The sequence below is a fragment of the Methylobacter arcticus genome (assembly GCF_050917435.1).
Classification (GTDB): domain Bacteria; phylum Pseudomonadota; class Gammaproteobacteria; order Methylococcales; family Methylomonadaceae; genus Methylobacter_A; species Methylobacter_A titanis.
This window is the reverse complement of sequence record NZ_CP159583.1, coordinates 3,320,705-3,346,172: the sequence shown is the minus strand read 5'-3', so window position 1 is coordinate 3,346,172 and position 25,468 is coordinate 3,320,705. Positions and strand designations below refer to the sequence as shown.

The window sequence follows — 25,468 nt, the reverse complement described above, 5'->3', positions numbered from 1 at the left end:
TTATTAAAGCGGTTGTTAATGCGTATGGTCGCACTCGGTCAGAAAGCTCAAGATGCTTTCCCGGTATTTGTAGTAATCGGGATGTTCCAGCAGGGCTTTGCGGCTGCGCGGCCTGGGCAAGTCAATGTCTTCGATTTTGCCGATTTTGGCGTGCGGGCCGTTGGTCATCATGACCACCCGGTCTGCCAGCAGGATGGCCTCGTCGACATCATGGGTGACCACAATGGCGGTGACCTGGGTTCTTTCCCAGACTTCCATCAACACTTCCTGCAGTTCCCAGCGGGTCAGAGAATCCAGCATGCCGAACGGCTCGTCCAGCAACAGCAGCTTGGGCGACAAGGCAAAGGCTCGGGCAATGCCGACCCGTTGGCGCATGCCGTTGGACATGTCGCCGGCTTTTTTGTACAGCGAGTCGCCCAAACCGACGCGGGTCAGGTAATAGCCGACGATGTCATTGCGTTCCGATTTGGCCGCATGGGGATAGACCTTGTCAACGCCCAACATCACGTTTTCAAAGGCGGTCAGCCAGGGAAATAGGCTGGGCGCCTGAAACACCACGCCGCGATCGGGACCGGCGCTGTCAACTTCCTTGTTGTCCAGGATAATAACGCCTTCGGAGATGCTGTTTAAACCAGCGGTCATCGATAGCACCGTGGATTTACCGCAGCCGGAATGGCCGATGATCGAGATGAATTCGCCTTTTTTCATTTTCAGGTCGAAACCGTCCACGACCTTAACCGAACTATTGCCGTCAGGGGTTGGATAAATTTTACACAGCTTTGAAAACTCCAGATAACGCGGGCGGACAATCTCATCATGCCCGGATTTTATCGCCAGGGAGGGTGTGTATGCCGCAAGCCTGCCGGGAGCAGGCGCGGCGAAGGCCGAATAGTAGTCGCGATTCCAGTCGCTGTCGGTGTTAGGTTTTATTTTGGGCAGGACGATTTTATCAACGCTCGAACCCAGGTTTTTTTCGATGCCGATGTCCATTAAATAACGGGTTATTTCGGCGCGTAAGCGTTTAAACTCGGGGTTATGGTTTAACGCAGTCCGGTCTCTGGGACGCTCGATATTGACCGGAAAATCCGGGCCGAAGGTCGCATCGGGTCCGGGATTAAGCGGAATAACCCGATCCGCCATATAGATGGCCTCATCGACATCGTTGGTAATCAGGATGACGGTTTTCTTTTCCTGCTCCCAGATTTGCAAAATTTCATCCTGCAGGTTACCGCGTGTCAACGCATCCAGTGCGCTGAGCGGTTCGTCCAGCAGCAAAATATCGGGGCTGGCGGCTAGTGCGCGGGCGACATTGACCCGTTGGCGCATGCCGCCGGACAGTTCGGCGGGCTTTTTAGCCATCGCCGCGCCGAGATTGACCATCCTGACGTACTTTTCGGTATGCGCGCGACGCTGATCGGCAGGCCAGTGTTGGAATATCTGGTCGACCGCCAGAGCCACGTTTTCGAACACCGTCAGCCACGGCATCAGCGAGTAGTTTTGGAACACGACGCCGCGATCCGGACCCGGTGCGGTAATCGGTGATCCTTGTTTTAGCACCTCGCCGCTATCGGCCTGAATCAATCCGGCAATGGTTGAAATCAGCGTGGTTTTGCCGCTGCCGGAAAAACCGACTATCGCAACGAACTCGCCTTCTCTAATGCTCAGGTTGATGTTGTTGAGTATGGATGTCGCGCCATAGCTTTTGCATACAGCCTTTAATTCCAGCAAAGGCTGATGGGCGTCATTCGATGGCGCAGGCGGGTTATTTTGCATGTGTTTATTCGCAATTTTTAGGTTTACGACAGACATCTCGGCTCCTGGTTAAAGTGCTCTACCGAAAGAGAACAGGTTTTGTAGTGACTGCATGATGCGGTCCAAGGCAAAGCCGATCAGTCCGATGGTAAACACCGCGACCATAATTCTCCCTAAGGAGTTGGAACTGCCGTTCTGGAATTCATCCCAGACGAATTTGCCCAGCCCCGGATTTTGCGCCAGCATTTCCGCAGCGATCAGCACCATCCAACCGACACCCAAGGACAAACGCATGCCGGTGAAAATGTAAGGCAACGCGGACGGCAAAATGATCTTCCTGATTTGAGTGCTCCAGCCAAGGCGCAACACCTTGCCGACATTGATCAGGTCTTTGTCTATCGATGACACGCCGATAGCGGTATTGATCAGCGTCGGCCACAGCGAACACAGGGTGACGGTAATTGCGGAAGTCAGGAACGATTTTTCAAACCAGGAGTCATCGCCGGTCACATACACGGCGCTGACTACCAGCGTGACAATCGGCAGCCAGGCCAACGGCGATACCGGCTTGAAAATCTGCACCAGCGGATTGATCGCGGCGCTAAACACCGGACTCATGCCGCAGAACAGACCCAGCGGCACGGCGATCAGTGTGGCAATGACAAAGCCTGCAAACACCGTGTACAGACTGGTATAAATCTTATCCAGATAGGTAGCCTGGCCGTTATAGGGACGGACTTTGATTTGGGCATTGGGATCTTCGGCACGTTTTTGCTCATTGCGGGTTTGCTGGCGCTGGTAATACTCGGCTTCTTTAGCGCGTTCGGCGTAATGATCGTCAAGCAATCCGCCTGCTTCGTGCCACACCGCGACCGGCCCGGGAATAGTGCCCAGACTGGTGTTAACCTTGGATGCGGAAAAGCTCCACAGTCCAAGGAAAATCATAAAAGCGAGTATCGGCACGCCCATGATCAGCCACAGTTGGCGGATTTGCAGCGAGGGATTCTCTCCGGCCGCTATTTTTGCCAGAGGAACAAACCAGGTGAGTCCGGTTATGTTTAAAAATTTGATCAGTCGGTTATACATGGTCGGTACCTCTAAAAGCAGGTGGTAAAAAAAAGTTAAAGGTAAAAAAGGTGCGTCCTTGCGCTAACTCAACTTAGCATCGTTCCCATGCGTTGCTGACATTAAATTACGTCTGAATATAGTTAGGGTTGTATCTTTGTGGGCGCGAATAAATTCGCGCCCACAATAGACCCAATCCTTAACTCAATGGCAGTGATGCAGCGCGTGGGAGTACTGAAAATATCAACTACTCAACTACCTTGCCGCCGACCACTTTTTGCTTGCCTTTAAGACCGATAGAAAACTTAGTCAGATAATCATTGGGCTTAGTGCCATCAAAGACCACGCCATCAATAAAATCACCGCTAGGCGCTTTAAAGCCGGTTTCGCTGTCGGCAGGAAAATCACTGGCTTTGGCCTTGCCTTCGGCAACCAAAGTCTTTGCCGCAGCCATGTATATATCAGGGCGATACACTTTCTTAGCGGTTTCCATAAACCAGGCATCGGATTTGTATTCGTTGATTTGTCCCCAGCGGCGCATTTGGGTCAGGCTCCAAACTGCATCACTGTAATAAGGATAAGAACCGTTATGGCGGAAGAATACGTTGAAATCGGGTAAATCGCGTTTATCGCCTTTTTCATACTCGAAGGTGCCGTTCATGCTGTTGGCCAGCACTTCGTAATCAGCGCCGACATAGTGTTTTTGCGACAACATTTCCACGCTTTCATTGCGATTTTTGTTGTTTTCCGCATCCAGCCACATCGAGGCGCGAATCAAGGCTTTGATCACCGCTTTGTGGGTATTGGGGTTTTTATCGGCCCATTCTTTAGTCACGCCAAAGATTTTTTCAGCACTGTTCTTCATCAGTTCGTAATCGCTGATGACCGGCACACCGATGCCTTTGAATACCGCCTGCTGATTCCACGGTTCGCCGACACAGTAGCCGACAATCGTGCCTGAATCCATGGTGGCCGGCATTTGCGGCGGCGGCGTGACCGACAGCATGGCTTCGGCGTCAATTTGACCGGACGTATCTTCAGGCGGTGCGTAAAAACCGGGCTTAATACCGCCGGCCGCCAGCCAGTAACGCAGTTTCATATTGTGCGTGCCGACCGGGAAAGTCATCGCCATGTTGAAGGGTTTGCCTGCACTTTTGTATTTTTCCAACACCGGTTTTAAGGTATCCGCTTTGATCGGATGTACCGGTTTTCCGTCTTTGAGCGGAATCTGCGGCTTCATCTGCTTCCAGACCTCGTTGGATACGGTAATCGCATCGCCGTTTAAGGTCATGGTGAAGGCACTGACAATATCGGCTTTGGTGCCATAACCGATGGCGGTGCCGAAGGGCAGGGTTGCCAGCATATGCGCTCCATCCAGTTCGCCGCCTATCACCCGATCCAATAACACTTTCCAGTTGGCTTGCGCTTCCACTTGTACGGAAAGACCTTCATCATCGAAATAGCCTTTTTCCAAGGCAACCGCCAAAGGCGCCATATCGGTCAGTTTGATGAAGCCGAGTTTGAGGCTGTCTTTTTCCAGCTTTTCAGCCGCATTGGCACTTAAGCTAAAAGTTAATAGAGATGCAGCCGTTAATGCCGCAGCCAGTTTCTTAATAATCACTATCCGGGTTTGTTTCATGATGACCTCATCAAGCTGAAAAAATCGAGCAAAAAAAAGCGTCGCCAAACAGAATGTCCGATGCACTCAGTCCGGTTAGACGCCTTTGTCAATATGGTTCGCCGTTGAACCAAGATTTTTTTAGTGCTCCGCCATTGGAGCCTTATCCTGTTAAAGGCAAATGTTATGCCAAAATCGCCTGTTAACTGTTTTTATAAGGTTTGTTTAATAAATACAGTTTGTTATGTCTTGTCTTTGGGCTGGCAATGAGAGCAAGTCTGTTGCAGGCAACGCATCGAATCTGGGCGATTTCCCGGTGTTATGCACCAATTGAGTTCTTTTAATGGGCATGTCGTGGGCGATTTTTCCCTAAGTACCGATAAGGCACGGCGGTTTTATCTTGTTTCTGCAATCCGGCATAGAATCTGCTTTGTCAAAGCAGTTGTCGGCTTCTAACCTAAACCGGGAGAGTTGAGACTCTTGTGGGAGCGGCGCCCATATTGACATAACGCCCTATGCTACTCATTCAACATGAATACATTTATTAAAGTAACGGAAATCTGGCTGCCGACAAAAGATCGGACCCGATTGGAATTTGGTGCCGGACTGTACGGCGCCTTGACTGAGTTTCGCGTCGCCAGCGAAAAGGAATCTTTCGCTTATGACGAAGGTTTGCCCGGCAAAGCATGGGCTGCCGGTCATCCTGTGGTATTAACGGCATTCGATCATTCTTATTTTAAGCGAACACCATCGGCTAAAAAGGCCGGTTTACCCTGCGGTATTGCCCTGCCTGTTTTTTCAGGCGAGTTTTTAATGGCTGTAGTGGTTTTTTTGTGCGGGGACGATCAACACCATGCCGGTGCCATAGAAGTGTGGAGTAACAGTTTAGGGAAAAAGACTGAACTGACTGTTATTGACGGCTATTACGGTACGCTGGATGATTTTGAACGTATATCCAGAAATATGAAATTCGGCAGCGGTTGCGGTTTGCCTGGGCGGGTATGGGCAACAGGCATGCCTATGCTTATAGAAGATATGGGGCTTGCGTCTGCTTTTATCCGAAGCGCGGATGCCGGAAAAGCCGGGATAACCACGGCGCTGGGTATTCCGGTTTCGGTGGTTGCCAATCAGGTTTACATCATGACTTTTTTATCGGCCAAAGCGACGCCAATTGCCCAACGGTTACAGATATGGGTGCCGGATCAAAGCGGGCAGTATTTGGTGTGCCAGTCGGGATATAGCAAACACAATGATGAACTGGCCGAAATACTTGAAACCGTCTCGGTGCGCAAAGGCGAGGGATTATTGGGTAGAGTCTGGTTGACCGGGGTTCCGGCTATCCGAAATAACTCAGATGGCGCTGTGGTAGAAGGCCGCTTGAATTCGATGCTGGCAATGCCGGTGATAGACGGTGGAAAGCTGAAAGCAGTGGTTACTTTTTTATTTTAGCCAAGGAGACTTGCCGCCTAGGCTGGGTTGCATCTTTTTGCACCCCAACATTCACTATTTGAGAAGTTCAGCCATAGCAATAACGTTTTTTGCCATTTCTCCGATGGCGATATTGCGATCCATCGCCAGTTTTCTCAGGGTGTGGTAGGCATCGTCTTCGGTAAAACCACGGGTTTTAATCAAAATGCCTTTCGCCCTGTCTACCAGTTTTCTTTCTTCTAGCTTGGATTTTGTTTTTTCCAGTTCGTTTTTAAGCTGTTGCCGTTCTTTAAATCTTGCCACGGCGATGTGGATAATACTGTCAATGCGACCGATTTCCAGGCCGTTGACAACATAAGCACCGACTCCGGCCTTAATGATTTGATCAATGGTGTTAGGCGTGTCGTCAGTGGCAAAAATAATCATGGGCAGCGGATGATTCCGGTTTAGGTAAGCGATGTCCTGAAAATATTTTTTAGGGCTGTCAATATTAAACATAAGCAGTTCGGTGTCGTTGTTCGCCACTAAGGATTGTATGTTCGCTTCAGGCATTGCAGTGCTGGCGACCGAATAGCCCTTGGCGATCAGTATTTTTTCCAATAACTGATCGGCAGTTTCATCTTCAATAAGTAATATCGTTAAGGCGTTCATTTTAAATAGTCAGTACAAACTACGCCGTTTATTAAAAGGAGGGTAGGGTATCAACATGACGGTAATGCAACAAGCGGGTGCATTTTTTGCCTGTTTGTAGCATTGATGACACATCGATAATTAATGCGCTTCCATATCTTCCAGCTCAATATTGAGCGCTTTGGTTGACAGCAACAGCTCGCTTATGGATGCTAATAGCGATAACACGATAAAAATCATGCTGAAGCCAAAAGCAAGGTTGCCGTCATATTGCAGTCCGTAAAAGATCAGTCCCATGGCGATTATGCAGCAGATAATGCCGATGACCGCCAGCAACTGCATCGCCACAATAAAGCGGATGCGCTGCCTCAGGCTGTCGATCTGTTTTTTGGCAATCGGGCTTTGGGTTTTGTTAAACAGGTTATGTTGTTCCCTGATCCGGCCGGCAATCGCCAGAAAGCGATTGGAATAGGCTAAAAACAAAACTGAAATGGCTGGAAACAACAGGGCAGGTGTGGTGATGGTGATGTCCATGGCTTTTTAAATAAGGGTTACTGTAAGTGCGGTATGCCATTAAGTTTATATCGTGGGCGCGAATTTAATCCTGCTACGCGAATAAATTTGCGCCCACAACATTAGAATTCTTCCCAGTCGCCATTAACAACAGCCAGCTCCGGCGTTTTATGACTTATTGCCTTTGGGTTTTTTCTAACGGATGCCGGTTCTTTTTGAACGAGTGTTTTATAAACGGCATTATTATCCAGTTTAAATCCATCGACTGTGGTTACCAGGTGTTGCGCCTGGTCTTCCAGCGATTCTGCTGAAGCGGCTGCCTGTTCTACCAGTGCTGCATTCTGTTGGGTTACGTCGTCCATTTGAGTGATGGCTTGATTGACTTGTTCGATGCCGGAGGTTTGCTCAATTGAAGCCGCAGTGATTTCGGCCATCATCTTGGTAACGCCAGAGATGGAGTTGACGATTTCTTCCATGGTGAGTCCTGCCTGGGCAACCAGTTTGCTACCTCCTGAGACTTTGTCTACTGAATCATTAATCAGGCTTTTAATTTCTCCAGCAGCCATCGCGGCACGTTGTGCAAGATTGCGCACTTCAACCGCCACCACGGCAAAGCCCCTGCCTTGTTCTCCGGCACGAGCCGCTTCTACCGCAGCATTGAGGGCAAGTATGTTGGTCTGGAAAGCGATGTCGTCGATTACCGAAATAATATCCCCGATTTTACGCGAAGATTCATTAATATCACCCATGGTCATAACGACTTGCTCGACCACTTCGACACCTTTGCTGGCTATGCTGGAGGCATCAACAGCAAGTTGGTTGGCGTGCTTGGCGTTTGCGGCATTATGCTGGACGGTGGATGTCAGTTGTTCCATGCTGGCGGCGGTTTGTTCCAGGCTGGCCGCTTGCTCCTCAGTGCGATGCGAGAGATCATTGTTGCCGGCGGCAATTTCTTTAGCTGCGGTATTAATGCTGTTGGTGGAGTCCTTGATGTCTCCTACCAAGCCTTTGATGTTTTCTACAATACTATTGATGCCGACAATCACCTCGCCAAAAGTGCCGGGATAGTCTTTGTCGATGGTTTGGGTCAGGTCGCCTTGAGATAGTGCATTGGCGACCCGCAATACGTCGTTGAAGCCGATATCGCAGGTTTCCATCAGGTTATTGAAATTAGTCAAAATCCCTTTGAACATGAACTCAAATCTATCCGCATCACTACGCAGGGAGAAATCGCCTTTGGCGCCTGCTTCTGCGAGCATTTTGATTTCGTTGTTAATGGCAAGGAAGGTCTTTTTTGCGCTGTTCATGGTCTCGGTAATGACGATTGTTTCACCTGGAAGAATATCCATATCAATAGAAAAGTCGCCTTTGGCATACTGAGTGACGATACCGAGCAGCTTTCTATTAATCGCGATACGCGATTGAATCAATTCATTAACTTCATGCGCCATTTTGGCATAGGTGCCGGAGAATTTTGCAACATTCAGCTGCTCTTTGACCATGCCTTCTGCGTGCTTTTGCGCCATAGTATCTAAATCGGTAACGAAAGCGTTAATAGAATTCTGCATGGTTTTCATGGAGCGCAATACATCCCCGATCTCATCGCTTTGATCAATATCGATATTGGAGTTCAGATCACCAACCGCAATGGCTCCGGCCACCTGTTGGACGGTTTTAAGCGAGCGTAAAATACCGCGACTGATTAGGATAGTCAATACAACGGCTATGGCAATGCTGAATGCAAAAATGCCAGCCAAGACGATTTTGTATCCGTGTATGGTGCTCAGTGCTTGCGCCTCATCTTCTGCATTACGGGCCGTTGTAAGCCGCACGACTTCGTCAACAGCAGTGCGATGCTGCTCGTAAGCGAGACGCATTTTCTGGAGGCTAAGCATTAATCCGTTGCGTTCTGCGGACTGAATGGCTGGCAGGAAATTGTGCTCGGCTTCATCATAAAAGCTTTGCGCCGCCCGATAAGAGTGTTCAAGTAAAGGCGTATGAAGCTCCTGTTCCAAAGACTGGCCTAACCAATAGCTATGACGCGACTGGTATTCTGTTTTTAGCGCTTGAAAATGCAACACCAAGGCACTGATTTCGACAGGGTCGTTAGCCTGGGTCAGTTGCAGCGCCACCAGATAGGATTCGATGATATATTCAGGCGGCGGCAGTACATCGGCAATAATATCTTTGCCTTGGACAATACGCTGATAAATCGGGCCATTAACATTCAGTGTATTCATGGCCTTGAATGTTGCGAAACCGAACAGCGAAAAACCGATAACCAAGGTGCCTACGATGAGCGTAAAACGCATTTTGATGGTTAACCGGCCAAAATTCTTTATGTTATTTAACATGATGCATACCTGTTTTTTATTACCCAATGTTGATGGCTAGTTGAAATCATAGCCATTCGGCGGCAATATCAATTAATAAAACACGCTCGTCGTCCAGTCTAAGTGACAGGGTTTTACACAGTATATCGGTATTAACATCCCGATAACGTTCCGACGTTACAATGCGGTAGCAGTCATTTTCTGACTCCAATGCGAGCAATTGGTAAAAATAAGGTCGCCATGCCCAGTTAAAACCCAGTTGTGTGGCGTCATCGAACCACTTGCCATCGGCAAAATTAAAATTGGATGAGATTTGGTCGCCTTGGTTATTGCATAAATAGAACCGTAGCACGCCGCTTTTTTCGAAGGGCTGCGCTGCTAATTGATTAAGGTTGAAATCGGTTTCCAGCGCTTTTCTCAGGACTTCGACCAAGTCCTTAATGTGGGAGATAAACTGTATCTTGCGTTCTTCTTTGACTAAGGTTCTTTTCAGGAAGGTCTTTCTGAGTGAGCTGATTTGTTGTTGAAAATGCAGCGGTTGTTTGAATTGGGCGGTGGCGGGCGAAAACAGGTAGCCTTGCATATATTGGGCACCGCAGCTCAAACCGAAATAGAAGTCTTCATCGGTTTCCACGCCTTCGCAAACGATACGACAACCGGTGCGTTTCGCCAGACGGGATATCAAATGCACGATATCCCTGGCAATGCCGCCTTTGGCCGCATTCTGGAATAACTGCATATCCAATTTGATGATGTCGGGTTGAATGGCCATGACTCTTTCCAGCTGAGAAAAGCCGGCACCGAAATCATCAATCGCTATTTTCAAGCCATGCTTGCGATATATGGCGGCAATTTCAACGAGATTGTCCAGATCGCCTTTCGATTCGGTTATTTCAATAATGATGCGGCTTCTGTCAATAGTAAACTCGTCCAGCATCAGCAGGGTCGGTAATGCATTCAGGTCGGTGATTCGGTCGATCCAGGCGGCCGAGATGTTGAGGGTTAAATAACCGTTGAAATTTGTTTGGCTGAATTGCTCCAGCGCTTGCCGACGAACCATGCGGTCCCAGGCTATCAGTTGATCGGGCGCAATATCTGGAGAAGAAAACAATTCGCCTGCGGAAATAACCCGGCCTTCGGTATCGTGTTGCCGAGCTAAGGCCTCATAGCCGATAATCGTGCCACTGGCGGCACCGACAATGGGCTGAAAATAAGGGAACAGTTGTTTTTCTGGGTTCATGTTAATAGGATTTTTTTGAAGAGGGCGGCATTGGCGTCCTTGATACGCCTAAAGCAAGCGATGTGCCAATATTAGCAAACTATCATGATGCCGGTTTTGTTTGTTCAGATTAAATGGTTATAGCTGTTATCTGATGCGGCATGCTTGCTAGACTTGGTGCGATAGCGCCTCAATTTTGTGCGGTTTCCCAAAGCATTGCACCAATTAAGTTATTTTTGTCCTCCGATACCGGGCGTCTTGGATCGCGTAGATCGGTTTACGCTCAATTTGATCTCTGGGTATAAAATCTGCTGAAATCTGGGTAGTCATCATTAATTCTGAGGATCAGAGCATATCTAAAATGAGTCATCTCAATGTTTTATTGAGAAATATGAGGCGCATGGCATAACCATTCATAACCTGCTTTACCTGTTTGATGCAAATGGCAAGCAAGTCTGCATGAATGTGCCGGGCAGTTATTTTAAGCATTCCAACTGGCAATCCGTCTCAGGACTTCACTCCCTATACGCCAGACGATAACCTACGCCCGCTTCGGTCAGCAAATAACGCGGCTGAGTAGGATCCGTCTCAAGCTTCCGGCGCAATTGCCCCATGTAAATCCGTACATAATGGGCATGTTCCACGTAGGCCGGCCCCCAAACATCCCGCAATAACTGCCGGTGCGTTAGCACCTTGCCCGCATGATGGATCAACACGGTCAGCAGCCGGTATTCGATCGGGGTCAGATGAATTTCCCGGTCGCCGATATGTACGCTGCGCAGGGATAAATCAACCTGCAAATCGCCGACGCTAAACAGCGTTTCGACGCTGTCCCCGGCAAGCTGCGCGGCATGGCGCAGCGATACGCGGATACGCGCCAGCAGTTCGCCGATGCTGAACGGTTTGGTCAGGTAATCGTCCGCTCCGGCATCCAGTGCGGCTATCTTGTTGCTTTCCTGACTCCTGGCCGACAGCACGATGATCGGCACCGCGGACCACTCGCGAACCTTGCGGATCACCTCTATGCCGTCCATGCCCGGCAAACCCAGGTCGAGGATGACCAGCTCCGGTTTGCGGGTGCCGACTTCCACCACGCCCCGTTCGCCGGTTCCGGCCTCAATCACCTGAAATCCCTGCACGCTCAGGCCGGTACGCAAAAACCGGCGGATTTGCGGGTCGTCCTCGATAACCACAATGACGGGTTTAATGTTATTCATCTTGCAACTGCTCCGCTGCCAGTTGCGGCGGCGCTTCGTCTACGGGGAGCAGAAAAAAGAATTGCGCCCCGCCGCCCTGCCGATTAGCTGCACCGATAACGCCGCCATGCGCGATAATGATGGCCTTGCAAATAGCCAGTCCCAAACCGACGCCGCTTTGCGTGCCTTCCCGGTGTACCCGATAGAATTTATCGAACAGTTTTTCCTCTTCTCCCGGCGGTATGCCTGGGCCTCGATCGGCCACGGTCACCTTTAGCATATGGGCGGAGAGTTCGGCGATAATGTCGATGGGACTGCCCGCCGACGTATATTTGCAGGCATTTTCCAGCAGGTTGACCAGCACCTGTTCGATCAGCACCGCATCGACCCGCACCAAACAGAGCCCATCCGGCAGTTTGGCGTTGACGGCGCGCCCTGCAAGTTGCTTGCGCATCCGCGTCAAGGTTCCACCGATTATTTCATCCAGCGGATACCATTGCCGGTTGAGTGACGCTTGCCCTGCATCCAGGCGAGCCATGTCCAGAATATTATTGGTTAGGTTCGACATGCGTAGCGCTTCGTCATAAATGGTCAGGCTCAGTTCCTGTCGATCCGAAGAGGCCAGCTGGGCATCCTCTTCCACCAAGGTGCTGGCTGCGCCGACGATCGATGCCAACGGCGTGCGCAAATCGTGGGAAATGGCGCTGAGCAAGGAATTGCGCAGGGTTTCGGATTCCATGCGCAATTGCGCCTGTTGCGCCTCTTCGGAGAGACGCACCCGTTCAACGGTTTGGGCAATCTGGCTGATAAAGGTATCCAATAGCCGACGCTGTTCCGGCAGAAACACCCGGCGCAGATTGGCGGCACGCAACACCAGCACACCGATGACGCCGCGAAAACCGGACATGGGAAAAAACACCGCGTTGGCTCCGGGCAAGGTATCGGTGCCTTGTCCCGCCATCTGTCCGTGGTCGTAAACCCACTGCGCCACGCTGAGATCGCAATCGCGTAAGGATTGCGGCACGGGCGGGTCTATCGGGTAGACGATCCGGCTGTCATCGGTGGGAAACAGCAAGACGCCGGCGCCGCCGAACTCATCCTGAATATGACGCACGGCGATTCTGGCCGTATCTGCCACAGTACGACTGGCCGCCAGTTCTTCACTCAGCGCGTAAAGAACATTGGCGCGCCGCTCCCGATGCGAAGCAACCTTCGCCTGGGAACGCATATTGCTGGTCAGGTGGCTGATGATCAACGCTACCAACAACATAATGATAAATGTCACTAAATACTGGGCATCCGTAACCGTAAAGGTATGAATTGGTTTTACAAAGAAAAAATCGAATGCGGCAACGCTCAGCACCGAGGTCAGGATGGATGCCTCGCGACCGAAACGGGCCGCTATAAAAACTACGCCCAGCAAATAAACCATGACCAGATTAGCCGATTCGAATTTTCCGGACATTAACCAGGCAAGCGAGCTGGTGCAAGCGGTCATCACCAGCGCCCAGCCCCAATTTAACCAGCGCCGCTTGGCGCGCCCCCAGGGATAACTGGGACGTAGTACTTTTACCCCCGGCATTACTTTAGGCGCTTTTTGCTCGAAGGCGTCTTCGCCGCGCGGACTGCCCAGCAAATAGACGTTGATGTTATGCGCCTCGGTGATCAGGGTATCGACGACCGAGCCCAGCACCCAGCGCTTCCAACCCCGGCGACGGGGTTTGCCCAGCACGATTTTGGTGACGTTGCGATTTTTGGCAAACCCCAGGATTTCCTTGCTCATGTCCGGGCCTGACAAGGTCACCGTTTCGGCGCCCAGCTGTTCGGCAAAACGCAGTACCCGCAACACCTCGTCGCGACGTTCGGCAGGCAGACGTTGCAGCTCCGGCGTTTCCACGTAGGCCACGATCCAGTGCGCATGAAGGCTGGTAGCGAGTCGCTTGGCGGCGCGCACCAGCCGCTCGGCGATCGTATTGGGGCCTATGCAGACCAATATCCTGTCACCGACCTGCCAAACATCGCGTATCGCGTGGTCGTCCCGGTAGTCCTGCATTTGCGCATCGACCCGATCGGCAGTCAGGCGTAAGGATAACTCCCGCAACGCAATCAGATTGCCTTTACGGAAGAAATTGAGCATTGCCCGTTCCGCCTGTTGCGGCACATAAACCTTGCCTTCCTTGAGCCTCAGCAATAATTCATCGGGCGGTAAATCGATCAATTCGACTTCGTCCGCCAGCTCGAATACCGTGTCCGGCACGGTTTCCCTAACCTGCACGCCGGTCACCTGACCGACATCGTCGTTGAGACTTTCCAGATGCTGGACGTTCAGCGTGCTGTAAACATCGATACCGGCATTGAGTAATTCTTCGACATCCTGCCAGCGCTTGGGATGACGGCAGCCGGGGGCATTACTGTGCGCCAACTCGTCCACCAAAACCAGGACCGGGCGGCGTTTCAGCGTGCCGTCCAGATCGAACTCGCGCAGCACCGTGCCCCGATGTTTGACCAGCTTGGGCGGCAGCACATCCAGGCCTTGCAATACCGCGACGGTTTCTTGCCGGTCATGGGTTTCCACCAGCCCCACCACCACATCGACGCCTTCAGCCCGCTTGGCTTGAGCCGCCAACAGCATGGCGTAGGTTTTGCCAACGCCTGCTGCCGCGCCGAAAAAAACCTTGAGACGGCCGCGTCGCCGCTGGTTTTCCTCGCGTTCTACACGGGCAAGCAGGGCGTCAGGGTCTGGTCGTGTGTCGTTCATGCGTGAGTCCAGTTTTTACTTAAGACGCTGATCCAACGCCAAGTTTAATTTTAGTACATTCACTCGAGGTTCACCCAACACACCCCATTGCCGAGGTTCAGTATAACGCCCAACCAATTCACGCACGCTATCCGGCGACATATGTCTGACTCTGGCAACGCGGCTAATTTGATAGGCGGCCGCCGCAGGGCTGATGTGCGGATCAAGTCCGCTGGCCGAGGCGGTCACCAAGTCCGCGGGTACCGCTTCCGAATGGCTGGGGTCGGAATCGCGCAACGCTTTGATGCGTGCCTGAACAGCATCGATCAGTGCGGGGTTGGTCGGCCCTTGATTGGACCCGCCGGATGCGCCGCCGTTATAGGGGGCAGGCGAAGTCGCCGAAGGCCGTCCCCAAAAATACTCGGGACGACTGAACGCTTGGCCGATTAATTCGGAACCGACCGGGTGTTCTTTGCCGCCAAGCAAACTGCCGTTTGCCTGGCTGGGGAACAGGGTTTGTGCGCTGAACGTGACTGCCAATGGATAGGCGATGCCGGTCAGCACGGTAAAAAACAATAGCATGAGTATTGCGGGTTTAATGTGCTTTGTCATTGATGACTCCTGTATTTGTTTTTTGTGCGCGTTCCCAAGCTCCAGCATTGTGTGACTGGAAGCTGGAGCTTCCAGCACTGCATTCCCAAGCTGGAGCTTGGGAACGAGCGGAACGCGCGGACTTTAATGGCGATTGCTTAACAGGAACGCTTTGAAAATGGTACGTGATGCGCATCCTACAGAACTTAATCACAGTAATCTCCTCATAATCAGAACGATAACGCAGTTAAGCCAAGATCGATCAACTTAATCCCGATAAACGGCACGATAACGCCGCCGCCACCGTAAACCAGCAAGTTATTGCGCAGCAATGCCTCCGCGTTTTGCGGCCGGTAAGTCACGCCTTTCAAGGCTAAGGGAATCAAGGCGACGATAATCAACGCATTAAAAATAACCGCCGAAAGTATCGCGTTGTTAGGGCTGCTAAGTCCCATAATATTAAGTGCTCCAAGTTGCGGATAAGTGCTGGCAAACGCGGCCGGAACGATGGCGAAATATTTGGCCAAATCGTTAGCCAGACTAAACGTGGTCAACGCGCCGCGCGTCATCAGCATTTGCTTGCCGGTTTCGACGATTTCGATCAGCTTGGTCGGGTTGGAATCGAGATCGACCATGTTACCGGCTTCCTTGGCCGCCTGGGTGCCCGAATTCATCGCCACCGCCACATCGGCCTGGGCCAAAGCAGGCGCATCGTTGGTGCCGTCGCCGGTCATCGCCACCAAGCGCCCTTCGGCTTGTTGTTCGCGGATCAGCTTGAGCTTGGCTTCCGGAGTCGCCTCGGCCAAAAAGTCGTCGACGCCCGCTTCGGCCGCAATCGCCGCCGCGGTCAAGCGGTTATCGCCGGTGATCATGATCGTTTTAATGCCCATGCTTCGCAGCTCGACAAAACGCTCCTTGATGCCGCCCTTGACCGTGTCTTTCAGCTCAATAACGCCCAATACCTGTCCGCCGTCGACAACCAGCAGCGGCGTGCTGCCCCGACGTGCGACCGTATCGGCGATTCGTGTCGCTTCTGCGGGAAATTTTGCATTTTGGGCTTCCACAAAGCCACGTATCGCATCGACAGCGCCTTTACGAATTTGACGGTCGCCGATATTGACCCCGCTCATCCGGGTTTGTGCGCTAAAGGCGACAAACGTCGCACCCAGCTCGTGAATATTGCGCTCCCGGATGTCGAATTTCTGCTTGGCAAGAATGATGATACTGCGGCCTTCCGGCGTTTCGTCGGCCAGCGTCGCCAGTTGCGCGGCATCGGCCAATTCTTTTTCGCTGACCAAGCCGATCGGAAAAAATGCCGAAGCTTGCCGGTTACCCAGAGTAATCGTGCCGGTTTTATCCAGCAGCAACACATCCACATCGCCTGCCGCTTCAATGGCTTTACCGGATGTGGCTATGACGTTTTTCTGCATCATTCGGCCTATGCCTGCAACACCGATAGCGGACAGCAAACCGCCGATGGTGGTAGGAATCAGGCAGACCAGCAAGGCTACCAGCACGGTGATTGAAACCGGCGTACCGGCTTTGGCAGTTTCCACGCTGTACAGGGAAAAAGGCAGCAGCGTCGCCGTGGTCAGCAGGAAAATCAGCGTCAGCGCCACCAGCAAAATGGTCAGGGCGATTTCATTAGGCGTTTTTTGCCGCGATGCGCTTTCCACCATCGCAATCATGCGATCCAGAAACGCTTCGCCAGGATTGACCACGACCCGCGCCACCAGCCAATCGGACAATACCCGCGTACCGCCGGTTATCGAACTGAAATCGCCGCCCGATTCGCGAATCACCGGCGCGCTTTCGCCGGTGATAGCGCTTTCATCGACACTGGCGGCGCCTTCGATGACTTCGCCGTCGGCGGGGACAAAATCGCCCGCTTCAATCAGTACGATGTCGCCGCGCCGCAATGATGAGCTTGTGACTTTGGCGTAATCGGTGCTGTAACACGGTTTATCCAGTTTCTTCGCCATGATGTCGCGCTTGGCGCTACGCAATGAAGCCGCTTGCGCCTTACTGCGGCCTTCGGCGACGCTTTCTGCGAAGTTGGCGAACAACACCGTGAACCACAGCCAGAAGGTCACGGCCAACATGAAGCCAGTTTGCGTGTGGTCTCCGGAAAACAATTCCCACAGCCAGAGTCCGGTGGTCAGTAAACTGCCGGTATAGACCACGAACATCACCGGGTTTTTCCATTGTTGTTGAGGCGCCAGTTTGCGCAGGGTATCACCTAGCGCAGCCCACAGGATCCGGCTGCTAAATAGCTGTTGCTTATGATTTTTTGTGCTCATTGATTGTTTCTCACTTTGCTTAAATTCATAGTCTTGCCGTAGGCCGGAATAAGCCGGTTCGAGCGGCAGCGAAGAACTGGCGTTTCCGGCAAACACTTCCCAAATTCGCCGGAAAAGCTTCCGCTCCTGCTCACGCCCCTTACCTACATCCATGTAGGCAACGCCACAGCCCGCTACGCGCTTGGATGGCCTTATTCCGGTCTACAGAGCTGTATTCATAATTAAATGCTCGACCACCGGCCCTAAAGCCAACGCGGGCACGAAAGTCAACGCACCAACCAAAACTACGGTGCCGATAAGCAACATCACGAACAACGGCGTATGTGTCGGCAAAGTGCCGACGGTGGTTGGCACCGTCTTTTTTGCAGCCAATGAACCGGCAATAGCGAGTACCGGGATCATGATGCCATAGCGCCCGACCAGCATCGTGATACCCAACGCCGTGTTATAAAACGGAGAATTGGCGCTAAGACCGGCAAACGCGCTGCCGTTGTTGCCGGCCGCAGAGGAAAATGCATAAAGAATTTCGCTAAACCCATGTGCGCCGGGATTGGCAACCGCTGTTTTGCCAGCCTCCACCATGATCGCCAACGATGTTCCACCCAGAATGAAGAAAGCCGGAATTAAAATAACGATAGCTGCCATTTTTATTTCAAAGGCTTCAATCTTTTTGCCGAGATACTCCGGCGTACGGCCTATCATCAGACCGGCGACAAACACCGCGATCAGTACAAAAATCAGCATTCCGTAAAGGCCTGAACCGACACCGCCGAAAATGACTTCACCGAGTTGCATCAGCCACATCGGAATCATGCCGCCCAACGGCGTGTAAGAATCGTGCATCGAATTGACCGATCCATTGGATGCGGCGGTAGTCGCAGTCGCCCAGATCACCGAATTGACGATACCGAAACGGGTTTCCTTACCTTCCATGTTGCCGCCTGACTGATCAACGCTAACGCTTTGTTCAACGCCAAGTGTAGTCAACGCAGGATTACCGCCTTGCTCAAGACCAACGGCGACAAATAGCAAGCTGACCAGCACCAGCGTCATCGCAGCCAAAATTGCCCAACCCTGACGCGGATCGCCGACCATCGTGCCAAAGGTATGGCATAGCGCTGCCGGGATCAGTATCAGTAACAGCATTTCCAGGAAATTAGCCAACGGCGTTGGGTTTTCGAAAGGATGCGCGGAATTAGCGTTAAAAAAACCGCCGCCGTTGGTGCCCAGTTGCTTGATGGCGATTTGCGAAGCGGCAGGCCCTACTGCCAAGGTTTGTGTAGTCTTTTCCGTTGCTGTACTGACTTGCTCAACTAACGGAATGGTTTGGTAAGGTTTGAAGGTTTGCACCACGCCTTGCCCAACCAACACCAACGCCAGCAGAAACGACAGCGGCAGGAGGATATATAAAGTACCACGGGTCAGATCCGCCCAGAAGTTGCCGATGCCGTCCGCATGAGTGCGTTGAAAGCCGCGTATCATGGCGACCAAAACCGCCATGCCGGTGGCCGCCGAGACGAAGTTTTGCACACTCAAACCCAGCATCTGGGTCAAATAACTCATCGTCGTTTCGCCGCCGTACCCTTGCCAATTGGTGTTGGTGGCAAAACTGACCGCCGTGTTAAATGCCGAATCGACGGTCACATTAGCCATCTGCTGCGGGTTCAGCGGCAAATGGGATTGCAGTATTTGCAATGCGAATACCGCCAGCCCGCCGAACAGATTGAACCAGAGCAGGGCGGCGGCGTAACTTTTCCAGCTCATCTCTTGTTCCGGGTTAACGCCGCTCAAACGATAAAACCCTGCTTCCAAAGGCCCCAAGATGCGCTTAAGAAGTAACGGGCGGTTTTCATATACCGCCGCCATATACACACCCAATGGCTTAGCCAACAGCAGCAGGGCGACAAAATATAAAGAGATTTGCAATAAGCCGTTTGCAGTCATCAGAATTTCTCCGGATAAAATAACGCCGCCAGCAGATAAATGAATAAAGCGAATGCGAGCAAGCCGCTCAAGCCGTAGATAATGGTCATGGTTACCTCTTTTTTATGGATGTTCCGAGTAGTTAATGTAACGTTGTTGTTATAAAAAAACTGTAAAAATCGCGGTATATCGTTATAGCGCCAGGATCACCGAGGCTGAAGAAGTGCTGTTATAGGAGGGTGCGCAGAGGCACGATTCATCAGGAGAACCTTTTATTGCGGTGGCGTTTTTGCTGGTCGGCTGCGTGGCAGGGTTAAGTCTGGGCTCCTGTCAGTCGTCTACCCGGACTCTGGTAGGCTTATTTACGCCGTTATCGCGTTCAGCCGAGTATTTTGGCTTTTGGGGTTTGTCGATGAAATTGGCCGGTATGGCCGGGCTTCTGGCTATCGGCCTGCTGCAGATTTTGGTTGGCCTAAAAAGTGCTATCTTGTTTTGTCTTATTTGCTGCTGCGCTGTTTTTCAGTCGCGAGGTCGATGAAGCAAGAGGGCGTCGCGCTGCGGATACAACGCATTGACGGAACGGTAATAATCGCCTGTTCAATATCAGTTATAATGTTGTCTCATTCGTAGTTTTAGCATTGATTCGTACTGCGATGCATCAGGCATCAACATCACGGGTTCATGATTGAACCTGCAATACACTAAATTATTAATCGATATTATGACAACAAAATATACTCCCCTAAAAGATCACGATACCCCTATCAAGGTATTATTTACCGGTTATTTGTGTACAGTGGCCCTAGGTTATTTTTTCGCCCTAATCCAGATTTTGTTTACGCATGGGATGGCGGACGGCAAATTCGGTTTGTCTGTTGACGATATCGTTTACAGTTATTACGGCAACCGTTCCGGCACGGTTTTGGAGCAGAAACTGAATGGTTCGATGAAAGATAAAGCGCCGGAACTGGAGCGTTTTAAAATCATGGAATGGGTTAGAGAGGGAGCGGATATTGATGCCTATAAAGATGAAGGTGTCGACAAAATCATTGAGAACCGTTGTGTGATGTGCCATAACAAGGAAGCCTCCGGGATACCGGATTTTACCGACTTTGCCGCGTTACAAGCCTTATCCGAACAGGATACCGGCGCTACCTTCGCCTCGCTAACCCGTGTTTCCCATGTGCATATGTTCGGTATCAGTTTTATTTTTATGTTTGTGGGACTGATTTTTAGTTTTTCGGAGACCACGACCACTCAATATAAATGTATTGCTATCGGCATGCCCTATGCCTTTCTGGTGGCCGATATATTGTCGTGGTGGTTGACCAAGATTCATCCGATGTTTGCCTGGTTGGTTATTTTTGCCGGTATGGGCATGGGCGTTTCATTCATGTTTATGTGGGTCACGTCTATTCTGGAAATGTGGCTGTTTAAACCGGTATTTATTAATGGCTTGGGTGCGCGTTATTTACAACGGCGCGATAGTACTGAGGCATCATTTGTGGATCGGACATGGTTTTATCTTAAGCTGCTGGCAAAGCAGATTAAACCCGCAGCGGCTTTTGTCACCGAACAGTGGCTAACACGCGGCTTGCCGGTGGTGAAAAGCTGGGTGAAAAAATATCGCAAATAAGGGTATCGCACTACGGCAATTATCGTTCCCATGCTCCGGAGACTGCGAAACTATTCGTATTTAGAAAATAACCACGAAGAGCACGGACGACTGCAAGGACAGATATTTGCTCCTCGGCAACTGCTCCTGCGTTGCTCTACTACACGCCATCCATGGCGTTATGCAATATCTGCATTCACCACATCCCTGTGGATTATGCAGGAGGTAGAATTGCGTCTGGAACAGCAATCGAGAGCAACGCAGGAGCAGTTGCCGAGAGCACGAAGTTTTTAATGCCTTGAATTAATGCTGTTATTTTCTCCGTGTTCTTTGTGGTAAAACATTTTTTCAGCTTGAATTAGATAAAACTTTCACAATTTCTCCGGCGTGGGAATGCAGTTCGGGACGCTCCAGCGTCCCGTTTCGTAATCTATCGTGGGCGCGAATTTACTCGCGCTTTTTAATATCTATCGCGCGAATAAATTCGCGCCAACGATATTCAACTCTAACTATTTTCCGCTTCACTTAATGACGGTGCACCGTTACCTCGCATTAATTTTCTCTGCGCACCAATCTAGTTCATCAACAAGCTTGATTTTCATCTTAACAAGTTACCGCTACTTTAAAATCAATAGCTTGTTTATTTTGGCATAGCCATTGCTCTATAACCCCTAAACAGCAAACATTGTTATCGGAGTTGTAGTATGAGCGTAAAAAAAACATTGGTCGTCATTGGCAACGGCATGGTCGGGCAACATTTTCTCGCAGGTTTGGCCGAAAGTACCCTTAAAGAACAGTACGAAATCATCACTTTTTGCGAAGAACCCAGAGCGGCCTATGACCGGGTGCATTTGTCGTCTTTTTTCACCGGCACCACGGCACAGGAGTTGTCTTTAGTCGAAGACGGTTTTTTTGAGCGGCATGGTATCACTCTTCATTTGGGCGACAAGGCCGCAAGCATCGACCGGACTGCTAAAACCGTCACCTCGGCAAAAGGTGTAAGCATTGCTTACGACAAGCTGGTGCTGGCGACCGGTTCTTATCCATTCGTACCGCCCGTTCCCGGGCATGATCGGCCTCAATGTCTGGTTTATCGCACCATTGAGGATCTTGAGGCCATGGCTGCCGCTGCCAAAACCGGCAAGGTCGGCACCGTGGTCGGCGGCGGTTTGTTGGGTCTTGAAGCGGCCAAGGCGTTAATGGATTTAGGCTTGGAAACCCATGTGGTCGAATTCGCGCCGCGCTTGATGGCGGTGCAGCTCGATGACGCGGGCGGTGCGATGCTGCGGCGTAAGATCGAGGATTTGGGCGTGATCGTGCATACCGGCAAAAATACCAGCATCATTACCGACGGCGAACACTGCATCAACAAAATGTGCTTTGCCGACGGCGAAGAGCTGGAAACCGACATCGTGCTGTTTTCGGCAGGGATTCGTCCGCGTGACGATATTGCCAGGGCCTGCGGCCTTGAAGTCGGTCAGCGCGGCGGCATCGTCATTGATAACCAATGCCGCACCTCCGATGACAGCATTTATGCGATCGGCGAGTGCGCGTTGTGGAATGGCATGATTTACGGTCTGGTCGCACCGGGTTATGCGATGGCGCGCACCGTGGTGGCTGATTTGGCAGGCGATGTCGCCAGTTTTACCGGCGCGGACATGAGCACCAAGCTGAAGCTGATGGGTGTGGATGTCGCCAGTATCGGCGACGCTCATGCCAAAACCCAGGGCGCGATGGTTTATACCTACCAAAATGGCGATAGCGAAGTGTATAAACGCCTGGTCGTCAGTCAGGATAAAAAACAATTGCTGGGCGCAGTATTGGTCGGTGATGCGTCGGGTTACAGTACTTTATTGCAGTATTGCCTGAACGGTATCGAACTGCCGGCGAACCCCGATGCGCTGATTTTACCGCACCGCTCCGATGAGTCGGTCGGCTTGGGCCCGGATGCGTTGCCTGCTTCGGCGCAAATCTGTTCCTGTTACGATGTGACCAAGGGCGCGATTTGTTCGGCGATAGAAGGCGGCTGCATGACGATGGGCGCTTTAAAAGCCGAAACCAAAGCCGCAACCGGTTGCGGCGGCTGTGCGGCGTTGCTGAAATCGGTCATGGATTCGGAACTGTCGAAACAGGGTTTTGCAGTGAATACCGATCTCTGTGAGCACTTTGCCTATACCCGGCAGGATCTTCATAACCTGATTCGGATTAATGAAATCAAAACTTTTTCCGAATTGCTGCATAAACACGGCAAGGGCTTGGGTTGTGAAATTTGCAAACCGACCATCGCTAATATCCTGGCGTCGCAATGGAATGAGCATGTGCTGGAAAAAGATCACTTAGGGTTGCAGGACACCAACGACACCTTTTTAGCCAATATGCAAAAAGACGGCACTTATTCGGTGGTGCCGCGCATCACCGGTGGCGAAATAAGCCCTGACATGCTGATTGCGTTGGGGCAGGTCGGTAAAAAATACAAGCTCTATACCAAGATTACCGGCGGCCAGCGCGTGGATATGTTTGGCGCGCGGGTCGATCAACTGCCGCATATCTGGAAAGAATTGATCGATGCCGGTTTCGAATCGGGTCATGCTTACGGCAAATCGCTACGTACGGTTAAATCTTGCGTCGGCAGCACCTGGTGCCGTTACGGAGTCGATGACAGCGTGGGACTGGCGATAGAATTGGAAAACCGCTACAAGGGTTTGCGCTCTCCGCATAAAATTAAATTTGCGGTGTCCGGTTGCACCCGGGAATGCGCCGAAGCGCAGGGCAAGGATGTCGGCATTATCGCCACCGAAAACGGCTGGAATCTTTATGTCTGCGGCAACGGCGGCATGAAACCGCGTCATGCGGATTTATTCGCCACCGGTTTGGATAAGGAAACCCTGATTAAATACATCGACCGCTTCTTGAGCTTTTATGTGCGCACCGCCGACCGTTTGCAACGCACGGCAGTATGGATGGAAAACATGGAAGGCGGGCTGGATTACTTAAAATCGGTGGTGCTTGAAGACAAGCTGGGCTTGTGCGATCAGCTGGAACAGCAAATGCAGTATGTGATCGACACTTATCAATGCGAATGGAAAGCTACGATTGAAGATGAGGCTAAACTCAAGCGCTTTAGGCATTTTGTTAACAGCGACCGGCCCGACGATAATGTGGTGTTTGTCGAAGAACGCGGTCAAATTCGCCCTGCGGATGACGATGAACGGAAACATTTCAAACTGGTGGAGATGGCGTAAATGGCTAAGTGGATAGAGGTTTGCAGTATTGATGATTTACAGCCTGATTCCGGCGTTTGCGCGTTGCTTGACGGGGAGCAGGTGGCGATTTTTTACCTGCCGGAAGCTGAACGTATTTATGCGGTCGGCAATTACGACCCGTTCGGTAAGGCCAATGTGTTATCGCGCGGTTTAATCGGTGACATTAACGGCCAGCCGGTGGTTGCATCGCCCCTATACAAACAGCATTTTAACCTGCAAACCGGTGTTTGCCTGGAAGATGAAACCGTGCAAATACCTGTTTACCCGATACGCATTGAAAACGGCAGCGTTAAAGTCAATCTTTCATTATTACAGCATGGCGGAGCCGCGTTATGAAATACCCTTATTACATCGCCGATGTGTTTACCAAGCAGATTTTCAATGGCGCGCAAATCGCTGTTTTCCCTCATGCCGAAGGTTTAAGCCAACAGCAAATGCAGCGGGTGGCCAGGGAGTTGAATCTGTCGGAAACGGTATTTGTATTTCCTTCCGATAAACCAATAACCACGCGCGTGATGCGTATTTTCTCGCCGCAGGCCGAAATCGATTTTGCCGGACACCCTATTATCGCCGCCGCCTTCGTGTTGGCGAGTTGCGGCGATATTCAATTGAGCGCTGCGATTACGCCGATGGTGTTTGAGCAAAATACCGGCCCGGTTAAAGTCAATATTTCCGTTGAAAATGATCAGCCCAGCTTTGTGCAGTTCACCCGCAAAGTGACGTCTATCATTGACCGATTCACCCCCAGTGATGAGGAGTTGGCAAGTTTTCTGTCGATACAGCCGTCGGAACTCGATCATAAAAAATATGCCACGCGCCTGGTGTCTTGCGGTGTTCCGTATCTGGTCGTTCCCGTTTGGCAATATGAAAGCGTAAGGGCAGCAAAATTCAATTACGCGGCCTGGAGTCAGTCTAGCGCCCCGCAAACTGCCGCCCAGGAAATCCTGCTGTTTTCCCCGAAAACTCCGTTTGCGGATTCGGATTTTAATGCCCGCTTGCTCGGTCCCCGTATCGGCATGCACGAAGATCCGCCGGTCGGCAATGCGATGCCCGCCTTTGCCTCGTATCTGTGTTCATTTGATTTTATGAAAAAAGGCACGTACACCTTTGCTGTGGATCGCGGCGATCAAAACAGCCGCCGCAGTGTGCTGAACCTGGAAATGGATCATAAAGGCGAATACACGCTGACTATTCGGGTCGGTGGCGCGGCGGTGATGGTGGCGGAAGGGGTGATGACGATTCCGGCTGAGGAATGAAATCTACATAACGTGAACACGCGATAAAT

The 25,468-nt window shown here is 51.3% G+C and carries 19 protein-coding genes; 6 read left to right on the top strand and 13 right to left on the bottom strand.

The features are described 5' to 3' along the window. Positions 1–15: 15 nt before the first annotated feature. The 3 genes from ABXJ76_RS15905 to ABXJ76_RS15895 form a co-directional block, all read right to left on the bottom strand. Positions 16–1,773, bottom strand: coding sequence for an ABC transporter ATP-binding protein (locus ABXJ76_RS15905; protein ID WP_432746548.1), 1,758 nt, complete (start codon positions 1,771–1,773; stop codon positions 16–18). Between the two features lie 48 nt (positions 1,774–1,821). Continuing rightward, on the bottom strand, positions 1,822–2,838 hold the full coding sequence (locus ABXJ76_RS15900) for an ABC transporter permease (protein WP_432741869.1): 1,017 nt from the start codon (positions 2,836–2,838) through the stop codon (positions 1,822–1,824). Positions 2,839–3,064: 226 nt separating this feature from the next. Next, positions 3,065–4,456 carry a CmpA/NrtA family ABC transporter substrate-binding protein gene (locus tag ABXJ76_RS15895; RefSeq protein WP_432741867.1) on the bottom strand — a complete coding sequence of 464 codons (1,392 nt, stop codon included), beginning with the start codon at positions 4,454–4,456 and terminating at the stop codon, positions 3,065–3,067. Between the two features lie 510 nt (positions 4,457–4,966). On the opposite strand from ABXJ76_RS15895, the gene ABXJ76_RS15890 reads away from it, so the two are divergent. Beyond that, the gene (locus tag ABXJ76_RS15890) at positions 4,967–5,884 is read left to right on the top strand and encodes a GAF domain-containing protein (protein WP_432741865.1); all 918 of its coding nucleotides are present in this window, start codon (positions 4,967–4,969) and stop codon (positions 5,882–5,884) included. Positions 5,885–5,938: 54 nt separating this feature from the next. Here the strand turns inward: ABXJ76_RS15890 and ABXJ76_RS15885 are convergent, their stop codons facing one another. The 10 genes from ABXJ76_RS15885 to kdpF all read right to left on the bottom strand — a co-directional run bounded on the left by ABXJ76_RS15885 (position 5,939) and on the right by kdpF (position 19,415). Next, positions 5,939–6,514, bottom strand: a complete 576-nt coding sequence (locus tag ABXJ76_RS15885) for an ANTAR domain-containing response regulator (RefSeq protein ID WP_432741863.1) — start codon at positions 6,512–6,514, stop codon at positions 5,939–5,941. A 120-nt stretch (positions 6,515–6,634) separates the two neighbouring features. Then, the gene (locus ABXJ76_RS15880) at positions 6,635–7,027 is read right to left on the bottom strand and encodes a DUF2721 domain-containing protein (RefSeq protein WP_432741861.1); all 393 of its coding nucleotides are present in this window, start codon (positions 7,025–7,027) and stop codon (positions 6,635–6,637) included. Positions 7,028–7,128: 101 nt separating this feature from the next. After that, positions 7,129–9,360, bottom strand: a complete 2,232-nt coding sequence (locus tag ABXJ76_RS15875) for a methyl-accepting chemotaxis protein (RefSeq protein WP_432741859.1) — start codon at positions 9,358–9,360, stop codon at positions 7,129–7,131. Between the two features lie 46 nt (positions 9,361–9,406). After that, on the bottom strand, positions 9,407–10,579 hold the full coding sequence (locus ABXJ76_RS15870; RefSeq protein WP_432741857.1) for an EAL domain-containing protein: 1,173 nt from the start codon (positions 10,577–10,579) through the stop codon (positions 9,407–9,409). Positions 10,580–11,073: 494 nt separating this feature from the next. Then, positions 11,074–11,775 (bottom strand): two-component system response regulator KdpE, encoded by a 702-nt coding sequence (gene kdpE / locus ABXJ76_RS15865; RefSeq protein ID WP_432741855.1) that lies wholly within the window; start codon positions 11,773–11,775, stop codon positions 11,074–11,076. Then, positions 11,768–14,512, bottom strand: coding sequence for a DUF4118 domain-containing protein (locus ABXJ76_RS15860; protein ID WP_432741853.1), 2,745 nt, complete (start codon positions 14,510–14,512; stop codon positions 11,768–11,770). The genes kdpE and ABXJ76_RS15860 overlap by 8 nt, the downstream gene beginning before the upstream one ends. 15 nt (positions 14,513–14,527) lie before the next feature. Then, positions 14,528–15,103 carry a potassium-transporting ATPase subunit KdpC gene (gene kdpC / locus ABXJ76_RS15855; protein WP_432741852.1) on the bottom strand — a complete coding sequence of 192 codons (576 nt, stop codon included), beginning with the start codon at positions 15,101–15,103 and terminating at the stop codon, positions 14,528–14,530. A 209-nt stretch (positions 15,104–15,312) separates the two neighbouring features. After that, complete coding sequence (gene kdpB, locus ABXJ76_RS15850) at positions 15,313–17,382, bottom strand: potassium-transporting ATPase subunit KdpB (protein ID WP_432746546.1); 2,070 nt, start codon at positions 17,380–17,382, stop codon at positions 15,313–15,315. A 201-nt stretch (positions 17,383–17,583) separates the two neighbouring features. Then, positions 17,584–19,326 (bottom strand): potassium-transporting ATPase subunit KdpA, encoded by a 1,743-nt coding sequence (kdpA, locus tag ABXJ76_RS15845; RefSeq protein WP_432741850.1) that lies wholly within the window; start codon positions 19,324–19,326, stop codon positions 17,584–17,586. Beyond that, on the bottom strand, positions 19,326–19,415 hold the full coding sequence (gene kdpF, locus ABXJ76_RS15840; RefSeq protein ID WP_432741848.1) for a K(+)-transporting ATPase subunit F: 90 nt from the start codon (positions 19,413–19,415) through the stop codon (positions 19,326–19,328). The genes kdpA and kdpF overlap by 1 nt, the downstream gene beginning before the upstream one ends. 170 nt (positions 19,416–19,585) lie before the next feature. Here kdpF and ABXJ76_RS15835 point away from each other — a divergent pair, with 170 nt between their 5' ends. From ABXJ76_RS15835 to ABXJ76_RS15815, 5 genes are all read left to right on the top strand, one after another. Next, positions 19,586–19,843, top strand: a complete 258-nt coding sequence (locus ABXJ76_RS15835) for a hypothetical protein (RefSeq protein ID WP_432741846.1) — start codon at positions 19,586–19,588, stop codon at positions 19,841–19,843. A 183-nt stretch (positions 19,844–20,026) separates the two neighbouring features. Then, positions 20,027–20,941 (top strand): hypothetical protein, encoded by a 915-nt coding sequence (locus ABXJ76_RS15830; protein WP_432741844.1) that lies wholly within the window; start codon positions 20,027–20,029, stop codon positions 20,939–20,941. Positions 20,942–21,624: 683 nt separating this feature from the next. Further along, positions 21,625–24,162: a nitrite reductase large subunit NirB gene (gene nirB / locus ABXJ76_RS15825; RefSeq protein WP_432741843.1), complete on the top strand. Its 2,538-nt coding sequence runs from the start codon at positions 21,625–21,627 to the stop codon at positions 24,160–24,162. Then, positions 24,163–24,519 carry a nitrite reductase small subunit NirD gene (gene nirD, locus ABXJ76_RS15820; protein WP_432741841.1) on the top strand — a complete coding sequence of 119 codons (357 nt, stop codon included), beginning with the start codon at positions 24,163–24,165 and terminating at the stop codon, positions 24,517–24,519. Further along, entirely contained in the window at positions 24,516–25,439 is a 924-nt protein-coding gene (locus ABXJ76_RS15815) for a PhzF family phenazine biosynthesis protein (protein WP_432741839.1), read from the top strand. Before nirD ends, ABXJ76_RS15815 begins: the two co-directional genes overlap by 4 nt. Positions 25,440–25,468 lie beyond the last annotated feature (29 nt).